We start from the raw sequence: 20,707 nt of genomic DNA, 5'->3' as shown, positions 1-20,707 counted from the left end.
CGCCGTACTGTCCACGGCCAGGGACGACGAACGCCCCGCCACGATCGGTGGCGGGGCGTTCGTGCGCGAGCTGCTAGCGGCGGGGTGCCACCTTCGCGGTCTCGGCGGAGGTCGCCGTCCCGTCCTGGTAGCCCGTCGCCTTCGCCGTCACCCGGACGGAGAAGCGGTGCCCCGCGTCCGTCGTCCCGAGCGTGTAGCGCTGGTCGGTCGCACCCTGCACCGCGACGCCGTCACGGAGCCACTGGTACGAGTACGACACCTTCTTGCCGTCCCACGAGCCGGGCTTCGCCTTGAGGGTCTTCCCGACCTTCGGAGTGCCCGAGATCGTGACGGCGCTGCCCTCGCGGAGGGTGAGCGTCGGCGCGGTCTGGGCCGCCTGGAGCACGTCCGCCTGGTCGCCCACCGCGTTGCCGAGGTAGAGCAGCAGGACACGGGGGTTGGTGGCGTCAGGCTGCCGCGTGACCTGCAGCGAGCCCTCGTCCGCGAAGAGCACACCGGTGGTGGTGCCCTGCGCGAAGGCGAGCGCCGGCTTCGCCGGGTCGTACGTGGCCGATTCGGTCTCGTCCACGACGTACGAGCCGCTGGTGGCGAGGGCCGGGGCGTACGCCGACTCGGTCAGGACCGAGTAGTCGAACGGACCGGTCGCACCGATGGTCGACGCCGACACCGTCAGCACCTTGACGGCGCTGTCGAACGTGTTGACGTCCTGCCCCGCGGTGCCGCCGTTGAGCGGCTGCGTGTCGACCGTCTCGCCCGTCGCCAGGTCCACCGTGGTGGCGAGCGTCGCGTCGATCGTGGCCGACTTGGCGTCGTAGACCAGGTAGTCCGGCTCACCGTCGTGGTTCGTGTCGATGAGGACCTCGACGTTGGTCACTGCGCCGGGGTTCGCGTCGGCACCGGCGGTCTGGACGCCGAAGGCGAGCGTGTCCGAGGCCGTGTCGTAGTTCGCGCCGTAGGCCCGGACGTCGGCTGCCTGCAGGGACTGCTGCGCCGAACCGGCGGGCAGGGGCTCCTGCGGGTCGGTCCCGCCGAGCACGAACGGTGCGACGACCGAGTGGTACCCGGTGACCGCGTCGCCCTGGTCGACCGAGCGGCCGGTGAGCGCGAGCTCCGCGGTCGTGGTCGAGCCCGAGAACGCGATGTCCTTGCCGTGCACGGCGCTGACCGGCTTCGGCGCGACGTACGCGCCGAGGCGCATCGGGTTCAGCTGCTTGTCGGTCGGCGTGAAGGACACGACGCCCGACTCGGCGGCGACGAACTCGCGCTGGTAGCCGGACTGCACCGACTCCTGCGTGGGGTCGATGACGCGACGCAGCTGCGTCGGGTCGGCGATCGTGAACGTCAGCTTGACGGTCGCGGTGCCGTGCGCCGGAGCGGTGACCCGCTTCGTGCTCAGCGAGAACGCGACGCCCGGCTGGTCCACCTGGGCCTGGTACGCCACGTCGTACGTGTGCGGGCGGCCGTCGGTGTTCTGGATCTGCAGGGTGCGCGACTCGCTGGTCTTGCCGCTGACCTCGACGACACCGTACGAGGCGGTGACGAGCTGGTCGTTCTCGATGCTGCGCACCGTGGTGCCGGCGGTGACCGCCTGCAGCGCGTCGACGCGGCCGGTGCCCTGGCGGAGCAGCGTGGCGTCCCGGTCACCCTGACGCACGTCGTGCGTCGCGGTGTTCATCACGGCGGCCTTCACCTGCGGGGCCGTCCACGACGGGTGCGACTGGAAGGTCAGCGCGACGATGCCGGCCACGTGCGGGGTCGCCATCGAGGTGCCGCTCATCGACATGCGGCCGTCACCGGTGCCGTTGGCCGCGGAGATCACGTTGACCCCGGGGCCGGCGACGTCCGGCTTGACGATGTCGTCGAACGAGCCGTGCACGCCACGGCTGGTGAACGGCGCGAGCGTGTTCACGTTCGCCTGGTCGGTCGCCAGCTGGAAGCCCTTGAGCTCCTGTGCGAACTGCACGTGCAGCGTCCCGGCCTGCGCGGCGGCCTGGAGGCTCGTCACACTGTCCGAGGTCAGCTCGGCACCCGGGATGGTCGCGTTCCCCCCGATGCCGGAGTCGAAGCTCGTCACGGTGCCGGCGAGCAGGACGCCGACACCGCCGGCGGCCTGGACGTTGGTGAAGCGCACGCCGGAGCCGCACTCGAGCGCCCCGTCCGTCCACTTCAGCCAGACGACCTTGCCCTTCACCTTGGCGGCCTCGTCGGCACTGAACGCCTGGCAGCCGTCGATGTTCGTGGTCGGCACGACGACGTCGCCCTCGACCGGCAGCGTGCCCTGGTAGTTCTGCGAGTACTGGGCGCGGTAGGTGCCCGCGACGTCGGACGGCGCGGTGGCCTTGACGCCGTCGAACAGCGACTGGCCGGTGGCGCTCGCGGCGACGGTCAGGGCGCCTTCGGCGTTGCCCGGCGAGCCACCGATGTCGGTGAAGTCGTCGGCGTTGCCCGAGGCGATGACGGGCAGGACACCGCGGGCGGTGAGTGCGTCGATCTTCGCGTTGTCGGGGTCGTCCGGTGCGCCGTAGTCGGAGCCGAGCGACAGGTTGAGGACGTTGATGTCCTTGCCCTCGGTCAGCGCCTGGCCGACCCAGTCGAGCGCGGCACCGGTCAGGTCGGTCGACCCGCCGCCGTCACCGAACACCTTGAGGGCGTAGAGGCCGGCCTCGGGCGCGGTGCCGGGGCCGATCCACATGTCCTGGACGGACTGGTTGGTGAGCTTCGTGTAGTCGCCGCGGAACGTCTGCTTGTCCGCGGTCAGGCCGTAGCCCGCGGCGGTGCCGGCGACGTGCGTGCCGTGGTCGCCGCCCTTGCCGTCGATCGGGTTCGCGTCCGGCTTCGGGGTCGGGTCGTAGCCCGCGCTCGAGGAGTCCGCGTTGTAGGTGGGGCCGGCGAAGTCGTAGCCACCGAGGTACTTCTTCGCGTCGAACCAGCTGGGGTCCGGCGCGCTCGTGCTCGCCAGGGCCTGCTGGTAGGCCGCGGTGGTGCCCGGACCGCCGAAGTCGGCCTGCGTGTAGTCGAGGCCGGTGTCGAGGACGGCGACGTTCACACCCTTGCCCGTGCGCCCGGTCTGCTGCCACGCGTCGAGCGAGCGCGTGTAGATGTCGCTCGCCGCGTTCTTGGGGCTGACGCCGTCCGCGCCCGGCTGCACCAGGTCGGGGTCGACGCCGCTCGGGGCCTTCGACGCGTCGCCCGGGGTCGGGTCGACGATCTTCTTCGGGGTGAGCGGGATGATGCTCTCGACGTCCGAACGGCTCGCGATGTCGCGCAGCGCGTCGACGTCGGCGACGACCGCGACACCGGGCACGGTGTACTCGGTCGAGTACAGCTCCGTGGCCTTCGCGTCGGAGCGCTTGACGGCGGAGCGGACGGCGTCGACGGTCGAGGTGATCGCCTGCACGCGCTCCTTGGCGGCGGACGACGGGGTCTTCGACTTCGTCAGGTCGCCGCCCTTCGCCTTCGCGTCGACCTCGAGTGCGCCCTGGCCGGTCGTGCGCACGAACGCGGCGACCGTCTTCTGGGGCTTGGCGTCGCGGAGCGGTGCCGCGAGCTTGAGGTCGGCGGCGGAGAGGCCGCTCGGTGCAGCGTTCGCTGCCCCACCCACGGCGAGACCGCCGCACGACAGGGCGACGGCCGCGATGCCCGCGGTCAGGATGCGCGCGACGCGTGACCGCGTGGTGCGTTCCGGGATGGGTGGTTGCTCGGGTACTGCACGGTTCGGTGTTGCACGTGTCACAGGGCGCACTCCTCGGGCTCTGTCCGTGGTGGGAATTCTTGTGAAGTTATGCGTTCGTTCACAGGTGGAACAGTCCGCACTTCGGGGGACTGGCCCTCGTCCGGGGGTACGGCACCTATTAAGTTGCACAGGGGTGTGCACGTTATTACGATGGGCACCGTGACCAGCACCGACCAGCCCGGACGCGCACCCCGGCGGGACGCGACGGAGAACCGCGCTGCCCTGATCGAGGCGGCCCGGAGCGTCCTGCAGCAGGACCCCGACGCCTCGCTCGAGACCATCGCGTCCGCCGCAGGCCTGTCCCGCCGTGCGGTCTACGGACACTTCCCCTCCCGCGACGACCTGGTGCGCGAGGTCGTGACCGGCGGCGCCGCCCGCATCGCCGGCGCGATGCCGTCGTCGTCCGAGCTCGCCGACCTGCCCCCGGCCGCACGGCTCGCGGCGATCGCGGTGACGCTCTGGTCCGAGGTCTCGCACGTGCGCTCGATGGCCCGGGTCGCCCTGCGCAGCCCGTTCGCCGAGTCCGTGGCCGAGGTCTTCGCGCCGCTGCGGGCCCAGGTCCGGACCGCGTGCGCGCTCGGCATCGACGAGGGCTCCATGCGCGACGACGTCGGCGCCGACACACTCGCCCGCCTGGTCGAGGCAGCGTGCATCGCCGTCCTCGACGAGGCGACCCGTTCCGGGACGAGCGACGAGGCCGGACGGCGCATGGTGGTGCTGTCGGCCCTCGGCACCGCCGGCATCGACTGGCGCACCGCGCTGCTGTCCGAACCCGCCGCACCCACCCCGCAGACCGAGCAGGAGACCCGCGCATGACGCTCGAACTCGACCACGTCGGCATCGGCGACGAGCCCGGCGCCGCGCTGCCCGTCGTCTCCGCGGTCGCCGCTCCCGGTCACCCCGGGGTCGTCGCCGTCGAGACCGAGCAGGCGCCGGTGCTCGCGTCCCTCGTCGCCGGCGGACGGATGCGGCCCGAGACCGGACGAGTGCTGCTCGACGGGCACGAGGACGCCGACGCCGTGCGCCGCACCTTCGCGCTCGTGGACACCCCCGGGGTCGCCGAGCCGTTCCCCGTCATGACGCTCCGGAAGATCGTGCGCGAGGAGCTCGCGTTCGCCGGGCAGCGGCCCTCGCGCGACCACGTCGACACCGTGCTCGACGAGCTCGGGATGCGGGACTACGCCGACACGCACGTGCAGCGGGTCCCGACCGACGTGCGGGTGCGGCTGCTCGTGGAACTCGCGCTGCTGCGGGACGGCGTCACGGGCATCGTGCTCACCACGCCCGAGCGACACGGGGGCGCCGTGGCCGACTGGTTCGCGGTGGTGCGCGACGTCGCCCGCCGCGGCGTGACCGTCGTCCTCGTGACCTCGAAGGCGGCCGCGACCACCGTCGAGCAGCTGCTCGACACCATCCACACCGAGGGTCCCGACGACGCGACCCGGACCGGACGAGGCGACCAGGTCCTCCCGTCCGACCCCGAATCTCCCGCAACCGTCCCGACGGAGGCACCCGCGTGACCATCCCCTCGCTCATCCGCGCCGAACTGGCGCGCCTCACCGCCACGCCGCTCGCCCGGCTGGCGTTCGTCGCCCTCATGGTGGTGCCGCTGCTCTACGGTGGCGCGTACCTCTGGGCGAACCGCGACCCCTACGCCAAGCTCGACCAGATCCCGGCCGCGATCGTCGACCAGGACGCCGGCGCGACGCTCGACGGCGACCGGGTCGACTACGGCAAGGACGTCACGAAGGAGGCGATCGACGGCGCCGACTTCAAGTGGACCGAGACGACCGCGGCCGACGCGCGCTCCGGCGTGCGGAACGGCACGTACGACTTCGTCGTGACCATCCCGCACGACTTCTCCGAGTCCCTGGTGTCGGCGCAGGGGGACGACCCGAAGCGGGCCGAGCTCGTGATGACCACGGCGGACACCAACTCGTACCTGGCCTCCACCATCGCGGAGCAGGCGGGCAAGACCATGCGCACGGCCGTCGCCGAGCGGGTCGGCAAGCAGGCCGCGAAGACGCTGCTCGTCGGGCTCGCCGACGTGCGGGACAGCCTCGGCGACGCCGTCGACGGTGCCGGGCAGCTCGCGTCGGGGGCGACCCAGGCAGCCGACGGGGCGTCCTCGCTCGCCTCCGGCACCTCGGAACTGTCGGCCGGCGCCTCGCAGCTCGCGTCCGGCACCGCCGCGCTGCCGTCGCAGACCGCGCAGCTCGACAGCGGCGCGCAGCAGGTCGCGTCCGGGGCCTCGACCCTGGCGTCGGGGCTGCAGTCCGCACAGCAGCAGACCGCGTCGCTGCCGGCCCAGACCGCGCAGCTGAACGACGGCGCGCAGCAGGTGGCGGCGGGGAACGCCGCGCTCGCCGACGAGGTCGACTCGTACAGCGACGACGTCGACGCGGTCCAGCCGATCGACGCCGCCACGGTGCTCGCCCAGATCACCGCGAACCTGCCCGAGGGCGCGACGCTCACGCAGGAGCAGCGGGACGCCATCACGAAGGCCGTCGGCGACGTGAACGGTGCCGGCGCCTCGGCCAAGCAGACCTACGCGGCGACGAAGTCGGCCGTCGACCAGCTCCGTGACGGCTCCGCGCAGGTCGCTGCCGGGACCTCCGCGCTCGCCTCGGCGTCCCCGCAGCTGGCCGACGGCATCGCGTCGGCGTCGAGCGGTGCGTCGCAGCTGGCGTCGGGCTCGTCGCAGGTCGCCGCGGGCACGTCGAAGCTCGCTGCTGCCGCACCCACCCTGTCGTCCGGCGCGGCGTCGCTCGCGGACGGTGCGGCGTCGGCGGCGTCGGGTGCCGCGCAGCTCTCGTCCGGGGTGGACCAGCTCGAGGACGGCTCGAAGGAGCTCGCCGCGAAGCTCGACCAGGGCCGCACGAAGATCCCGGCCTCCACGGCGGCACAGCGGAACGACCAGGCGTCGGTCATCTCCGACCCGGTGAAGGTCGGCGACGACAACGTGGCCGCGGCGTCGAACTACGGCGCCGGACTCGCACCGTTCTTCATCTCGCTCGCGGCGTGGATCGGCATGTACGCGCTGTTCCTCATCCTCAAGCCGATCTCGAAGCGGGCCATCACCGCGGTGCGGAAGCCGCTGTCGGTGGTGCTCGGCGGCTGGCTGACGCCGGCGCTGCTCGGGGTCGTGCAGATGGCGGCGCTGTTCCTGATCGTGCGGTTCGCGCTCGACCTCGACGTCGTGCACGCCGGAGCGACGGTCGGTGTCATGGTCCTCGCGTCGGCCACCTTCGCGGCGATCATCATGGCGCTCAACGTGCTGCTCGGGTCCGTCGGGCAGTTCCTCGGCCTGGTGCTCATGCTCGTGCAGCTCGTCACCGCCGGCGGGACCTTCCCGTGGCAGACGCTGCCGGGGCCGTTGGCCGCGCTGCACTTCGCGCTGCCGATGACGTACTCGGTCGACGCGCTGCGGCAGACGATGTACGGCGGCTCGTTCGGGGCGGTGTGGTCGGACGCGGGGGTGCTCGCGTGCTGGCTGCTCGGCGCGCTGCTCGTGTCGACCGTCGTCACCGCGCGGCAGACCCGCTCGCGGACGCTGCGCGACCTGCGGCCGAGCCTGATCGGGTAGCCCGCGCGACGCTCGGCGCCGGCGTGGGCGCGCGGCGTGCGGCGTGGGCGTGGGCGTGGGCGTGGGCGTCACGAGGCGTTCATGGAGCAGAAGACGTCGGGTCGCGAGCACGCAACCGACGTCTTCTGCTCCATCGATGCGCCCCGGACGAGAGCGCAGGCGCGTCAGGCCGACCGCTGGCCGAGCGGGGCGTCGGCGAGCGCACCCCCGAGGAAGCGCATGTCCTCGTCGGGCAGCGCCGATCGTTCGTCCTCGTCGAGTACGGTCGCGGCATCGTCGACCGGCACGAAGCCGATGGCCTCCCCGGCACCCAGGTCGGCGGGGCTCCCCTGGTTGCACGACAGCGCCCAGACGACGTGGTGTCCGGGCTCGCGCAACCCCACCGTCACCTCGACCAGGCGTGCGAGGTCGTCGCCGGACGTCCACATCAGCAGTGCCCGACGGCTCGTCGGCCGCTCGCCGAACGCCCCGATCCGAGCGGACACGATCGACATGCCGAAGCGGTCGGCGAACAGGCTCCCGAGCAGCTCCATCGCGGCCTTCGTCACGCCGTAGTAGGTGTCTGGGCGGGGCAGGAGATCCCCCGGGATGCTCCCCGGCGCCTGCTCCGGTTCCGTCACACGGCCGACGGCGTGGATCGAGCTCGCCTGCAGCACGCGCAGCACGCCGGCGGCGGCCGCACGCTCCAGCACGTTCTTCGTCCCGGTCAGGTTCGCCGCTACCAGGGCGTCCCAGTCGTCCTCAGTCGGGATGCCCGCGAGGTGCACCACCGTGTCCACGCCGTCCAGGGCGTCGTCGAGCGCACGGCTGTCGGCCACGGAGCCGATGACGAGCCGCTCGCCCGCAGCGACGGGGTCCGCGGGTTCCCGTTCGTCGATCAGCACCAGTTCGTGTCCGGCCGCACGGAGTCTCGGCCGCAGCGCGGTCCCGATCCGGCCAGCAGCACCCGTCAGCAGCAGCGTCGCCATGCGGCGGACGCTACGCCCGGCGTCGCAGCAACCCTGCCAGCTCCTCGAGCGCTGCCGCCCGCTGGGTCGTCACGTCGCTCCGGCTCCATCGCAGCACCACCCAGCCGAGTCGCGCGAAGGCACGGTAGCGCCGCAGGTCGGACTCCCACTGAGCGGGGTCGGTCCGGTGGTGGTCGCCCTCGTACTCGATGATGACGCGCTCGCGTCGGTACGCGAAGTCCGCACGACCGACGAACCGCCCCTGTTCGTCTCGGATCTCGACCTGCAGCTCGGGCTCGGCGATCCCGGCACGGACGATGCCCAAGCGAGCCCGGGTCTCCTGCGGCGATCCGCTCCCCCGCCGGACCAGTCCGAGCGCGACCCGGAGGTTCCGCGCGCCAGGGCAGCGCCCCCGGAGGGCGAGCGCGGACGCGAGCGCGGCGACCGTCGTCGCACACGCCCGGCTCGAGAGCATCGCATCGCCCAGGACGACGAGGTCATCGAGACCGAGCAGCGACCCGCACTCCACCCAGGTGGTCGCCGGCGCACTCGTCCGTATCCCCCATCGGGTCAGGACCACGGCACGGTCCTCCGTCGTCCGGTGCCCGACGACCCCCTCGCGCCGCATCTGCGCGGACGGCCGGACGCTCGTCACGTGGACCGGATCGTCGCCAGGGTGGTCGCGTGGCAGCGGGAGGCCCCACAGCACCGCCGCGGAGACATGGCTGATGAACTGCCTGGGACCGAGCACGGGCCGGAAGGCACGGATGCGATCGATCCCGGTCGGCAGACGATCCCGGTGCCAGCGGATCGACCGCGTGGGTCGGACCAGGTCGGACCGACGGAGACGCTCGCGGTGCACGGCTTGACGGTCTGCAGCGCGGACGTCGAAGCTCCGGGCGGACAAGCTCTTCGGCAGTGGTCGTGGTCGCATGCTCCGAGGATTCGTGAGTCGCGCTGGTCCGGCGAAGCAGCGGCCCGATCCTGTGCGCAACACCGCGTTCGAGCTCCCCTGTGCAGGACTCGTGCCGCCTTCCATGGAGCAGGAAACGTCGAGTGAGGCCGTCGTACTCGATTTCTGCTCCATCGACGGAAAGCGCAACGCGAGCGCCCGGCACCACACGCCGCCTCTCCGCCCCCACCCCACCATGTCCTGACAACCACGCGCGACGCGCCCGCTACGATCGAGGGACACCACGACCGGTCGAGGGAGATCATGGGAGACGGCAGGTCCGCCACCGCAGACGGCAAACCGGCGACCATCTACGACGTCGCCGCGCGCGCAGGCGTCTCGAAGTCCCTCGTCTCGCTCGTGCTCCAGCGGTCGCCGAAGGTCAGCGAGCAGCGCCGCGAGGCCGTCCTGCAGGCCATCCAGGAACTCGACTACCGCCCGTCCACCGCGGCCGTCTCGCTCGCCGGCACCCGGAGCCGCACGATCGGCGTCGTGCTCGACGACTTCCGGAACCAGTGGTTCGTCGACCTGCTCACCGGCCTGCGCGAGGCGCTGCAGGACCAGGGCCACCGCCTCGTCGTCGCGGACCGGTTCCTCAACACCGGCCTCGACGTCTCCCCCGTCGAGGGATTCCTGTCCATGCGCGTCGAGGGCATCGTCATCGCCGGCGAGCCGGACACCGACCTCGCGATCCCGGCGAGCATGCCCGTCGTGGTCGCCGGCGGACGCGCGGCGCTGCCCCGTGCCGACACCGTCGCGAACGACGACCGCGCCGGTGGCCGGATGGCGGCCGAGCACCTGCTGGCCCTCGGCCACACGCGCATCGGCTTCGTCGGCGGTCGGTCGGCCGCCTCTGCGGAACGCCTCGCCGGCCTGGAGGCACGGGTCGCCTCCGCCCCGTCACCCGCCTCGCTCGTCTCCCACGTCATGCCCGTGGAGCCCACCGAGGAGGCCGGCGCCGAGGCCGTCGGGCACCTGCTCGACGCCCACCCGGACGTCACGGCGGTGTTCGCGGCGAACGACGTCATGGCGCTCGGCGCGATGTCCGGACTGGCCGCCCGGGGCCTGCGCGTCCCCGAGGACGTGTCGGTCATGGGCTACGACGACACCCCGCTCGCGGCGACGGCGTACGTCGGGCTGACGAGCATCGACGACCGCAGCGTGGAGATCGGCCGCGGCGCCGGCGAGCGCCTGCTGGCCCGCATCGCCGATCCGACCGCACCCGCGCAGGAGACCCTGGTCGAGCCGCGGCTCGTCGCCCGCCGCACGACCGCCGCCCGCTGACGCCCCGCCGGACGCCCGCGGGTCAGTCGGTGGGCAGCTCCGCGTGCTGGACGACCCATGCGTGCATGACGATCGCGGCGGCGGCGGAGGCGTTGATGCTCCGCGTCGACCCGAACTGCGTGATCTCGAGGTGGGCGTCGGCGCCCGTGACGGCCTCGTCGGTGAGCCCGGGCCCCTCCTGCCCGAACAGGAACACGCAGCGCTCCGGGATCGCCGCCGTCTCGATGCGCTCGGCACCGGGGGTGTTGTCGATCGCGACGACCGGGCGGCCCTCCTCCCGCATCGCGGCGAGGAACGCGGCGACGTCCGGGTGGTACCGCACGTGCTGGTAGCGGTCGGTCACCATCGCGCCGCGCTTGTTCCACCGGCGCCGACCGATGATGTGCACGGTGCCGGCGAGGAACGCGTTCGCGCTCCGGACGATGGACCCGATGTTCAGGTCGTGCTGCCAGTTCTCGATCGCCACGTCGAAGGCGTGCCGGCGGGTGTCGAGCTCGGCCACGATCGCGTCCATCGACCAGTACCGGAACCGGTCGACCACGTTGCGGGTGTCCCCCGCCGCGAGGAGCTCCGGGTCGAGCCGCGGGTCGTCCGGCCAGGGCTCGGGGTGGGGTCCGACGCCGTTCGTGGTGGCCTCGTGCGTCGGCGGCAGCTCGGCGGCCGGGCCACCGGGCCGGGCCGGGCCCGTCGACGGGACCACGGGGTCGGACGGGAGGCGCTCGGTCACGTGACCAGCGTAGGGTGCGTGCCCCGTGCCTCCCGTCCGGCGATCACCGACGGCCGACGACCGGGTGGGGTCAGTACGACGTCGGGTACGTGACCGACGGCTCGGACATCGCGACCGCGACGAGCGCGATGAAGAGCACGGCGTAGAAGACCGTGATGACCCCGCCGACGATGACCGCGGCGAGCGCCAGACCGCGCCCACCCTCGCCACGCTTCTTCGTCTGGGACATCGCGACGAAGCCGAGGACGAACCCGACGATCGGCGCGACGAACGCCGCCACGAGCGCGATGATCGCGAGGGTGTTCGTGCGCTGCGGGGCGGCCGGTGCCGCTGCGTACGGCTGGTACTGGTCCTGCGGGGGCTGAGCGTTCTGTTCTGACACGGCTGACGAGCCTAGGACCGCTCCGTTTTCGTGGAGAAGTGCCAAACTTCGTCCGGTCTCAGGTCGTGCCGGGGCGCAGGTAGTCCTCCGGCTCGTCACCCCTGCCGGTGGTCGTGAAGATGCGCTTCCGGTCGTCGGGGCGGGCCGGGTCGTAGAGCACGGTGACCGTCCCGCCGAGCACCGGTGCGGTGCCGTGGGTGAAGCCCTCGGTGCGCTCCACCCAGCGCCGGACACCGTGCAGGTCCACGAAGGAGCACGTCCAGCGCAGCAGGGTGCGCGAGGCGTCCGGGGTGGTGCCGCCGCTGACCGCGGTGACCTCGCCCGTCGTGCGTCGGCCGTTCGCCATGACGTCCGCGAGCCGGGCGCGACGGTTCCCGCGGCCGACCCGCGTCGCACCGCCGGCCACGAGCGTGAGGGCGGTCACGACGGTGAGGAGCCCCGGCAGCCACCACACGGAGGTGTACCAGATCCAGGTGCCGATCCCCCACGTCTCGTCGTGCCCGAACGTCGGGTCGACGGCCACGCCGACGCGGTCCGGGGCGGGCCACTGCGTGGTCGTGGCCCACCAGGTGCACGCGGTGGCGCCGACGAACCAGAGCGGCAGCGGCCCGAGTCCGACCAGGTCGGTGGTGCGCCCGGACCAGCGGTGGTTCCACGTCGTGTACACACCGACGGCCACCAGGGTGCCGACGACCGCACCGGGGACCGCCCACCAGTGCGTCTCCGGGTCGGGGCTGTCCGAGAACACGCTGTTGACCATCATCATCCGGAAGCGCAGGACGAACTCCGACACCGCGAGTCCACCGACGGCCCCCGCGGCGACGACGAGCAGCGCGCCGACGACGGTCATCGTCAGTGCGGAGGTCGAGCCGCGGTACCGGGCCTCGCGTTCGCGGCGCGCCTGCTGCGGGTCGACCGTGCTCACGACGTCGCGGTGCCGTGCGTGCGGACGCGGGCCTCGATGCCGGCGGTGATGATGTCGAGACCGAGGGTGAAGCGGTCGTCGTACGAGTGCTCGCCGAGGATCTCGCCGACCACGCGGTGCCGCTCCGGGCGCCCGGCCTCGGAGTCGCCGCGGCCGACCTGCACGCCCGCGTGCCCGACGACGAAGTCGTAGACCACGAAGAACGCGTACATGGCCTCGCGCTGCGGCAGCCCGGCCTGCTGCAGGGCACCGACGACCTTCGCCACGACGGCGTCCGACTCGGTCGAGGCGAGCGGGGCGCGCTGGCTGTGGGACTCGAGCACCAGGGGGTGGGTGCGCATGAGGTCGCGGAAGGTGCAGGCGAACACCCGGACGATCGACCGCCAGTCGTCCGGCCAGACGAAGGTCGCGGTGAACTCGTCGACCGTGCGGCGGACGAGTTCGGCGTGCAGGTCGTCGAGGCCGCCGATCGTGCGGTGGACGGTCATCGGCGCGACGCCGAGGCGGGCGCCGAGGGCGCGGAAGGACAGGCGGTCGAGGCCCTCCTCGTTCGCGATGGTCGTCGCGGCGTCGACCACCTGCTCGCGACTGAGCACGTTGGGGCGGCCCCGGCGGCGGGGCGCCGTGGCGGGCGTCGGTGCCGACTCGGCGCCGGTCTGCGACCGCGTGTCCGGGGTGGGGTCGGCGGTGGTCCGCGGCTGGGCGTGCGGGGAGCCGGGGTCGACGAGCACGGGGGGCCTCCTTGATCCGGTACGTGTCCCGAAAATCGTAGCCCAAAGCCGAACGGCGTTCGGTGTCCGGTCGGCCACAATCCGGTGTCCGGTCGGCCACCCGGTTCGCCGGACGCGCACCCCAGTACGCTGTGGGCCATGGCGACCCGCGACGAAGTCGAGTGCTGGCTGACCGACATGGACGGCGTGCTCGTCCACGAGAACCAGGCGCTGCCGGGAGCTCCCGAGCTCATCCAGCAGTGGCTCGACGAGGGCACGGAGTTCCTCGTCCTGACCAACAACTCGATCTTCACGCCGCGTGACCTGAGCGCCCGGCTCCGCTGGTCCGGCCTCGAGGTCCCCGAGGAGCGCATCTGGACGAGCGCGCTCGCGACCGCGGACTTCTGCCGGTCGCAGATGCCCGGCGGCTCCGCGTTCGTCATCGGCGAGGCCGGCATGACGACGGCCCTGCACGAGGCCGGCTTCATCATGACGGAGACCGCACCCGACTACGTCGTCGTCGGCGAGACGCGGAACTACTCGTTCGAGGCCATCACGAAGGCGGTCCGGCTGATCCGCGACGGTGCCCGGTTCATCGTCACGAACCCCGACGCGACCGGTCCGTCGGCCGAGGGGGTCCTGCCCGCGACCGGGGCGATCGCCGCGATGATCGAGAAGGCGACGGGCAAGCAGCCCTACGTCGTCGGCAAGCCGAACCCGATGATGTTCCGGTCGGCGATGAACCGCATCGGCGCGCACTCCGAGAACACCGGCATGATCGGCGACCGCATGGACACCGACGTGCAGGCCGGCATCGAGGCCGGGCTCCACACCGTCCTCGTGATGACCGGCATCAGCGACCAGGCCGAGATCGACCGGTACCCGTTCCGTCCGAGCGAGGTCATCGCGGGCGTGCACGAGCTCGTCCGCGCCGAGCCGATCGAGGTCGAGCTCTAGCGACGGGCGCGGCTGGGCTCGGGGCGGGTCCGACCGGAGCTCGGGCCGGGTCCGCCCCGAGCGCGCGCTCAGGCCGGGTTCGACCGGAGCAACCGCGTCGTCGCGATCATCGCACCGCCGACGACCGCCGGGACCCCGCCACCGGGGTGCACCGACGCGCCCACCCGCCACAGCCAGGGCCGCCAGCGGTCGTTGTACGAGGGCCGGTGGAACGGCCCGCTCTGCCACGGCGGACGCGCGGCACCGTAGAGCGCCCCGTGCGGCTCGCCGCCGGTGCCGTAGTACGCCGGGTCGAGGACCACGTGGTCCTCGAGCAGGTCGGTGATCGGACCGTCGAGGCCCAGTGCTGCCGAGACGCGGTCGACCTCGCGCCGCACGAAGGGGTGGTCGATCGTGTAGTGCCCGCCGTCCGCCGGTGCGGTGAGCAGGACGCCCACGGTGCCGTGCGGGTTCGGGGAGAGCTCCCCGGCGCGGTAGTGGTTGACGAACACCATCGTGTCCGCCGGCTCGTCCCCCGCCTCGAGGCTCCGGTGGAGCGCGTCGGGCTTCGTCGGCAGCACCACGCTGTGCGTCGCGAGACCGTCCGGCAGCTCCTCACGCAGCACGCCGTACAGCGCGACGGCGGAGCAGGACAGGGCGCGGGGCCGTGCGCGCGGTCGCGGCAGCGTCGGGGTCCGGGACGGTCCGGTCAGCGCGGCGAGCCGGTCGGCGTCGAGGGCGCTGACGACGAGGTCGGCGGGGTGGTGCGCCGTCTCGGTGGTGACCCCGCCGCGCGCGATGCGGGTGACGGCCTCGCCGGTCCGGACGTCGACGCCGGCCGCCTCGGCCAGTCGCTGCAGCGCGAGCACGACCTCGTACACGCCACCTCGGGGCACCCACGCGCCGGTCTCCGCCATGATCGCCGGCATGCTCGCGTAGAGCGCCGGGGTGCGCGCCGGCGAGACCCCCGCGTTGAGGGTGTGGATCGCGATGATCTCGCGCAGCCCGTCCGGTAGCCACGGCAGGCCGTCGAGGTACGCACGCGTGGTGAGCCGCGAGCCGTAGACCGACAGCAGCCGACGCACCGCGGGGAGCGCTGCGCGGTCGAGGGGGTCGGCGAGCAGGAGGTCGGTGACGTCGTCGGCGAGCGGCGCGTGCAGGTCGGCGAACCGACGCCACGCCGGGTACCAGGGGTGGTCGGGCGCGACCGGCAGCGCGGTTTCCTCGCCCTGGTGGAAGTACCGCCCGACCTCGGGCATGCGCACCAGGTCGAGCTGCCCGTCCTCGCCGACGCGGTCGCCGAGTCGCCGCAGCAGCTCGTCCCACACCGCCGGGAAGGTGACGAGCGACGGCCCGGTGTCGATGCGGTCCGCCCCGAGCTGGATGCGGAGGCTCTTGCCGCCGAGCCGGTCCGAGGCCTCGAGCAGGGTCACCCGGTGCCCGGCGTGGGCGAGCAGCGCAGCGGCGGTGAGCCCACCGATCCCTCCGCCGACGACGACGATGCGGCTCACGCGTGACCTCCCAGGACGATCGCGACCAGGAGCAGCACCCCGGCGAAGGACCCCGCGATGTACGGGAAGGCGACCGACAGGCGGTACAGGCGGTGCCCGGTCTCCGGCGTCGGGTCGCGCAGCAGGCTGACCACCAGGACGCCGGCGATCAGGAGGTTGACGGCGGCGACGGGGATGCTCACCACGGCGAACAGCACCGTCGACACCGTCCACCAGGCGCCGCTCCACAGCGCCGCCCCCCGGGCTCCGAGCCGGACCGCCGTGGTCGTGATGCCCGCGTCCCGGTCCTCGACGATGTCCTGCACGGCGTCGAAGGCGTGCTTGGCGACGCTCCAGGCCATGAGCCCGACCGCAGCCGGCCACACGGGCTCCTCCTCGAGGGCGAACGGCACGATGACCAGCGGCAGCGCGTACGCCGCGTTGCTCAGCGAGTCGAGGTACGGCCGCGCCTTGAACCGCAGCGGCGGGGCGGAGTAGCAGACGAAGACGGCGGCGTAGAGCAGGACCGCGGCGTTCGCGAGCGGCGGCAGTGTCAGCAGGAACGCGACGAGGAACGGCACGTTGACCACGGCGACGGCCCAGACGATGAGCCGCACCTCGGACTGGCGGATCCTGGCGCCCTCGATGGACCCCTTGCGGGGGTTGGTCGCGTCGGTGTCCTGGTCGAAGACGTCGTTGACGCCGTAGATGAGCAGGTTGAACGGCAGGGTCAGCCAGACGAGGATCGGCAGCGCCCGCAGGTCGAACAGCGCGCCGGTGAGCCACACGGCGACGAGCCCCGAGCCGATCGTGTTGATCCAGAGCACCGGCCGCGAGATGTGCACCAGTCGGCGCACGGTCGCAGCGACCCCGGACGGCACGAGGCGGGGCATCCGTTCGGTCCCGTCGGTCACCGGCCCGAGCGTACCCGGCGGCCCCGACCGCGGGCCGGGGTGGGCACGGGCACCGGCACGGGGCCGCGGCCGCGGCGCAAGCTCGACACCGGGCCGCAGCACCGCACCCGCACCGGCACCGGCACCGGCACCGGGTCCGGCGCTACTCGACCGTGACGAGCGTCCCGAGCGGGAGGGCGTCCAGCGCCGCGACGCCCTCGGCGGAGAGCCGGACGCACCCGTGCGACACCGCGCCCGAGGCTGCCGCGTTCCAGTGCAGCCCGATGAGCCCGCCGTCCGACCCGCCGTACGGCTCGTCCGCGGCGCTCGAGTGCAGCGACGTCAGCTGGATCGGGTGGTCGCCGGTGCCCTGCGCGGGGTCGACGTACCGCTGCTCCAGGTACCCCGTCACCCCGGTCGGCGTCGGGGTGTCGGACGTGCCGACCCCCGCTGCGAAGCGCTGGGCGACCCGTCCGGACGACGACACGATCGACACGGTCTGGTCGGCCGTGGAGATGACCACGTGCGACGTCGGCGTCGGCTGCTGCACCAGGGACCCCGCCGGCACCCACGCGGCGGTCTGGGCAGCGGCGTGCCCGTCGGCCCGTGACGGGAGCTCCTGTCGGGCCGGGGTGAGGACGAGCTCCCACCCGCCCTCGTGGCGCAGCCCGACGACGGTGCTCGGCTGCCCGAGGAAGTCGGTGGCGGCGAAGCGCGCGACGGGGCGCTGCCGGTCGGTCCCGAACAGCGGTGCGTCGGCCCGGAGGTGGAACACCTCGGCGGACGACACCGGCCGGTCGACGGGCACCAGACCGTCGATGACCGCCGAGTAGCGCGCCTCCGGGAGCGCGGCGAGCGCCGCTGCGTCGACGTCGGGCACGTCCGGCGCCGTGCTCGCGGTGGCCGACGGGCTGCGGGTCGCAGCAGCGGGCGCGGCGTCGCCGCTGGTCGCGCCGGTCAGCACGGGGACGGCGATCGCGGCGGCGACCACGACGGCGGCGATGCCGACGGTGGTCCAGGTCTTGGCGTGCTGCACGGGAGCCTCCGGTGGTGCGAGCGGTCGGGTGACGGACGGGAGGCGCGGGGTGGGCCGGTGACGCGCCTCCCGTCCGACGGGTGTGGGACGGGAGGCGCGGTGCGGGCCGGTGACACGCCTCCCGTCCGGCGAGGGGACGGGATCAGCCGCTGACGACCGGCAGGTGCACGCCGGCGGGGACGGTGGCCGTCCCGCCGGTGCCGGTACCGGACCCACCGGTCGAGGGCGCTGCGGTCACGGTGATCGCGAGCGGCGACACGAGCGCCGAGGCACCCGACGCGTCGACCAGGTCGAGCGTGTGCGCACCCACGACGGTGCCCGCGGGGATGGTCACGGAGCCGGTGGCGGTGCCGTCGGCACCGACCGTGAGCGTGCCGACCACGACCGGGTCGGAGTGCAGCACGACCTGCAGCGTGGCGCCGGCGGGCAGTCCGGTGCCGGCGAGGGCGATGGTCCCACCGGCCTGGACGGAGGTGCCGTCGGGGGCGGTCAGCACGCCGGAGACGACGCGGGCCCGACCACCGGTCGAGAGGACCTTCGCGGTGCCGTCCGCGGCGACGGCGACGGTCGCACTCGTGGCCGCCGCGAGGTCGAGGCGCTCCCACGAGCCGTTCGCGGTGCCGGACTGGTCGAGCGGGTAGCCCGAGGCGATCTCGGTCTGCGCGAGCACCTGCGTGCGCTGCGCGTCGGTCAGGGTCGGGAAGGTCGACAGGAGCAGGTTCGACGCACCGGTCGGGACGGACGGGGCGAGCCCGGCGGTGCCGGTCTTCGCGAAGCCGTAGGTCATGCGCTCGCGGTAGACCTGCACGGCCGAGGCGCGGTCGGTGACGACCTGCGCCGTGCCGCCGGGCATCGCCTGGCCGCCGTAGGGGTCGTCGGTGTAGGGCTGCTCCGCCGCGATGCAGTCCGCGAGGGTGCCGCCGCACTTCGCCTCGAGGTACTTCGTCAGCTCGGCGCGGGCCGGCTCGAGGACCTCGGTGCGGTACTGCGTGTCGGACCAGCGGGCGGCCAGGGCGGCCTCGCCGTCGATGCGGCCACCCATGATGTCGAGCGGGTAGTGGACGCCGAGGACGATGCGGTCGTTGCCGGCCTCGGACGCGCGGGCGAGGATCTCCGGCGCGAGCTCCGGCACGAGCGTGGCGAGGGTGATGCCCGCCTGGTACGCCGTGGTGGTGTGCCCGGACGGGTACGATCCGCCGGTGCAGATGCCCTTCTGGCCGTAGCCGGCGTCGAGCACGACGTCGTTCGGCGAGAACTCGTGGGTGGTGTCCGTCGTGGCCGGGACGCGGGTGATCGTGAGGTTGCCCTTCGCGTCCGCCCAGGCCTTGCCGGTGCGGGTCCCGGCGAGCGACGACGCGTTCACCGTCGCCGGGTCGCAGCTGGCCGTGTCGTCGCCGGCGGGCAGCGTCGCCGCGCTGTCGGTCGGCAGGTAGGGCCGCGGGTAGCTGTAGTGCGCCTTCGCCGCACCGGTGCCGACGTAGGCGCCGCTCGTGCCGTTCGACGAGTTGATGAGGGCGTCCACGAGCGGCAGGTCACCGTCGTTGCGCCCCTGCACGAACAGCTTGCCCAGCACGTCACCGAGGCCCTGCGACACCGTGAAGGACTGGTCGTAGGCGGTACCGGACGCGTTGTCGTACTCGGCGTCCTGCAGCGCCCGGAACTGCTGGGCCTTCGTGGCGTGCTGGTTGATCCACGACGTCAGCTGGTCGTTCTTCGCCAGGGTCGTCGGATCGTTGACGGTGCCGTGCAGGTCGTTCTTCCCGGTCGACGTCCAGTACTGGTCGTAGCCGTTCAGCAGCGACACGAGGTCGGGCTTCGTGGAGTCGCTCGGGTACGTCGCGGCCTGTGCGGCGAGCGGCGACCCGATCACGAGTGCGGTCGCGACGGTGGCGACGGTCACTCCGCGGAGGGCGGATCTGCGCATGTGGTGGTGGTCGCCCGGGGGCGACGCCCCTTCCTGTAGTACCGGTGTGGAAACACGGTGAACCTAGGGAGGGGTGGTTGCCAGTGCGCGAACGATCCCCCACACGGGGGTGAACCGGGCCGTTGGCTGTGCGCATTCGCAGCGGGCGCGGGCGCGGCGGCGGGCGCGGGCGCGGGCGCGGCGGCGGGCGCGGGCGCGGGCGAGTTGTCCGCGAAAGCGACAGAACGCGCGCAACTGTTCGCGGCAGCCTGTCGCCCTCGCGGAAGACACCGGCCCGCGGGCGGCTGCCGGGTCAGACGGGGGACGGGAGGCGCGGCTCGTCCACCTGCACCGCGAGCGCCACCATGGGCGGTACCGTCCGCCACCGGCGCCGCAGGCGGTGGGCCCGGTCGTCCCGCCACGCCACCACGCCGCCGGCGACCACCCCGAGGGCGAGCACCGCGAAGGCGAACAGCCCGATGAGCCCGGCCGGCACCATCCGCGCCAGGTCCCCGGTCGGCACGGTCGCCGACACCGCGATCGACCCGAAGTCCCAGAACGCGTGCAGCAGCACCGGGGCGAGCAGGTTCCCGGTGAGCCGCCGGGTCAGGTACAGCGTCGACCCGAACGACGCCGCGAAGACGACCTGCACGACGGTGGCCCCGACGCCCGCTCCCGCCAGGACGTTGAGGAAGTGCAGCAACCCGAACAGCACGCACGACGCGATCCACACGCCGAGCTCGGGCAGCCGACGCCGGAGCCCGACGAGCAGCACCCCGCGGGTGAGCAGCTCCTCGAACACCCCCACGAAGAGCACCCCGACCGCGAGCAGCAGGAAGTACCGGAGCGGCTGCGCTCCCCACTCGACGAGCGGCAGCCGGGCGGCGCACACGAGCGCGATGAGGGCCGGGGCCGTGAGCGTCCAGCGCAGTGTCGCCCGACGGCGGTCGACGGTCGCGATCGGCCACCAGCCCAGTGCGGTGACGTAGGCGCAGAGCACGAGCACCGCGATGCCCTCGGGGAGCACGAGCGCACCGACCACGCTCTCGACCGTCTGCCCGAGGGTGCCGTAGTCGTCGCTCGGCCGCGAACGCCAGGCACTCACGGCGGCGAAGGCGACGAGCGGCGCCAGGCCGAGCAGGAGCGACGGGGGCACCGGCCAGCGGCTGCGCCGGACGGATGCGGTGGAGGTCACCCGCCGTT

At 73.2% G+C, this 20,707-nt stretch carries 17 protein-coding genes; 5 read left to right on the top strand and 12 right to left on the bottom strand.

Going from position 1 to position 20,707, the window contains the following annotated elements; all coding sequences use genetic code 11:
• Nucleotides 1-73 precede the first annotated feature (73 nt).
• Nucleotides 74-3,733, bottom strand: coding sequence for a S8 family peptidase (locus DEJ22_RS02380; protein WP_181430727.1), 3,660 nt, complete (start codon nucleotides 3,731-3,733; stop codon nucleotides 74-76).
• Nucleotides 3,734-3,892: 159 nt separating this feature from the next.
• Here DEJ22_RS02380 and DEJ22_RS02375 point away from each other — a divergent pair, with 159 nt between their 5' ends.
• Genes DEJ22_RS02375 through DEJ22_RS02365 form a run of 3 tightly spaced genes read left to right on the top strand, consistent with a single transcriptional unit; the run spans nucleotide 3,893 to nucleotide 7,319 of the window.
• Nucleotides 3,893-4,549 carry a TetR/AcrR family transcriptional regulator gene (locus DEJ22_RS02375; RefSeq protein ID WP_111226947.1) on the top strand — a complete coding sequence of 219 codons (657 nt, stop codon included), beginning with the start codon at nucleotides 3,893-3,895 and terminating at the stop codon, nucleotides 4,547-4,549.
• Nucleotides 4,546-5,253: a hypothetical protein gene (locus DEJ22_RS02370; protein ID WP_111226750.1), complete on the top strand. Its 708-nt coding sequence runs from the start codon at nucleotides 4,546-4,548 to the stop codon at nucleotides 5,251-5,253. Before DEJ22_RS02375 ends, DEJ22_RS02370 begins: the two co-directional genes overlap by 4 nt.
• Nucleotides 5,250-7,319, top strand: a complete 2,070-nt coding sequence (locus DEJ22_RS02365) for a YhgE/Pip domain-containing protein (protein ID WP_111226751.1) — start codon at nucleotides 5,250-5,252, stop codon at nucleotides 7,317-7,319. The genes DEJ22_RS02370 and DEJ22_RS02365 overlap by 4 nt, the downstream gene beginning before the upstream one ends.
• 164 nt (nucleotides 7,320-7,483) lie before the next feature.
• Here DEJ22_RS02365 and DEJ22_RS02360 read toward each other — a convergent pair whose 3' ends face one another.
• Both DEJ22_RS02360 and DEJ22_RS02355 read right to left on the bottom strand, forming a co-directional pair.
• Nucleotides 7,484-8,287: an NAD-dependent epimerase/dehydratase family protein gene (locus DEJ22_RS02360; protein ID WP_111226752.1), complete on the bottom strand. Its 804-nt coding sequence runs from the start codon at nucleotides 8,285-8,287 to the stop codon at nucleotides 7,484-7,486.
• Nucleotides 8,288-8,297: 10 nt separating this feature from the next.
• Entirely contained in the window at nucleotides 8,298-8,921 is a 624-nt protein-coding gene (locus tag DEJ22_RS02355) for an endonuclease domain-containing protein (protein WP_181430728.1), read from the bottom strand.
• Between the two features lie 561 nt (nucleotides 8,922-9,482).
• On the opposite strand from DEJ22_RS02355, the gene DEJ22_RS02350 reads away from it, so the two are divergent.
• On the top strand, nucleotides 9,483-10,502 hold the full coding sequence (locus DEJ22_RS02350) for a LacI family DNA-binding transcriptional regulator (protein WP_111226754.1): 1,020 nt from the start codon (nucleotides 9,483-9,485) through the stop codon (nucleotides 10,500-10,502).
• Nucleotides 10,503-10,524: 22 nt separating this feature from the next.
• Here the strand turns inward: DEJ22_RS02350 and DEJ22_RS02345 are convergent, their stop codons facing one another.
• The 4 genes from DEJ22_RS02345 to DEJ22_RS02330 form a co-directional block, all read right to left on the bottom strand.
• The gene (locus tag DEJ22_RS02345; RefSeq protein WP_502862563.1) at nucleotides 10,525-11,202 is read right to left on the bottom strand and encodes a TrmH family RNA methyltransferase; all 678 of its coding nucleotides are present in this window, start codon (nucleotides 11,200-11,202) and stop codon (nucleotides 10,525-10,527) included.
• Nucleotides 11,203-11,299: 97 nt separating this feature from the next.
• A complete protein-coding gene (locus DEJ22_RS02340) occupies nucleotides 11,300-11,611 on the bottom strand; it encodes a DUF4190 domain-containing protein (protein ID WP_111226755.1) in 312 nt (103 codons plus the stop codon).
• 58 nt (nucleotides 11,612-11,669) lie between these two features.
• A complete protein-coding gene (locus DEJ22_RS02335; protein ID WP_111226756.1) occupies nucleotides 11,670-12,536 on the bottom strand; it encodes a DUF3592 domain-containing protein in 867 nt (288 codons plus the stop codon).
• On the bottom strand, nucleotides 12,533-13,267 hold the full coding sequence (locus DEJ22_RS02330) for a TetR/AcrR family transcriptional regulator (protein ID WP_111226757.1): 735 nt from the start codon (nucleotides 13,265-13,267) through the stop codon (nucleotides 12,533-12,535). Before DEJ22_RS02330 ends, DEJ22_RS02335 begins: the two co-directional genes overlap by 4 nt.
• A 138-nt stretch (nucleotides 13,268-13,405) precedes the next feature.
• Here DEJ22_RS02330 and DEJ22_RS02325 point away from each other — a divergent pair, with 138 nt between their 5' ends.
• Nucleotides 13,406-14,203, top strand: coding sequence for an HAD-IIA family hydrolase (locus DEJ22_RS02325; RefSeq protein ID WP_058730132.1), 798 nt, complete (start codon nucleotides 13,406-13,408; stop codon nucleotides 14,201-14,203).
• A gap of 68 nt (nucleotides 14,204-14,271) precedes the next feature.
• Here DEJ22_RS02325 and DEJ22_RS02320 read toward each other — a convergent pair whose 3' ends face one another.
• From DEJ22_RS02320 to DEJ22_RS02300, 5 genes are all read right to left on the bottom strand, one after another.
• The gene (locus DEJ22_RS02320; RefSeq protein ID WP_111226758.1) at nucleotides 14,272-15,693 is read right to left on the bottom strand and encodes a phytoene desaturase family protein; all 1,422 of its coding nucleotides are present in this window, start codon (nucleotides 15,691-15,693) and stop codon (nucleotides 14,272-14,274) included.
• Nucleotides 15,690-16,586: a UbiA family prenyltransferase gene (locus tag DEJ22_RS02315; RefSeq protein ID WP_258379591.1), complete on the bottom strand. Its 897-nt coding sequence runs from the start codon at nucleotides 16,584-16,586 to the stop codon at nucleotides 15,690-15,692. The genes DEJ22_RS02320 and DEJ22_RS02315 overlap by 4 nt, the downstream gene beginning before the upstream one ends.
• A 142-nt stretch (nucleotides 16,587-16,728) precedes the next feature.
• Nucleotides 16,729-17,601, bottom strand: a complete 873-nt coding sequence (locus DEJ22_RS02310) for a L,D-transpeptidase (protein ID WP_181430729.1) — start codon at nucleotides 17,599-17,601, stop codon at nucleotides 16,729-16,731.
• A 142-nt stretch (nucleotides 17,602-17,743) separates the two neighbouring features.
• Nucleotides 17,744-19,525: a phosphatase PAP2 family protein gene (locus DEJ22_RS02305; RefSeq protein WP_111226760.1), complete on the bottom strand. Its 1,782-nt coding sequence runs from the start codon at nucleotides 19,523-19,525 to the stop codon at nucleotides 17,744-17,746.
• 292 nt (nucleotides 19,526-19,817) lie between these two features.
• On the bottom strand, nucleotides 19,818-20,699 hold the full coding sequence (locus DEJ22_RS02300) for a CPBP family intramembrane glutamic endopeptidase (RefSeq protein WP_181430730.1): 882 nt from the start codon (nucleotides 20,697-20,699) through the stop codon (nucleotides 19,818-19,820).
• Nucleotides 20,700-20,707: the final 8 nt, after the last annotated feature.

The sequence above is a fragment of the Curtobacterium sp. MCSS17_007 genome (genome assembly GCF_003234175.2).
In the GTDB taxonomy this organism is placed as follows: domain Bacteria; phylum Actinomycetota; class Actinomycetes; order Actinomycetales; family Microbacteriaceae; genus Curtobacterium.
This window is presented reverse-complemented; position numbering and strand designations above follow the sequence as displayed.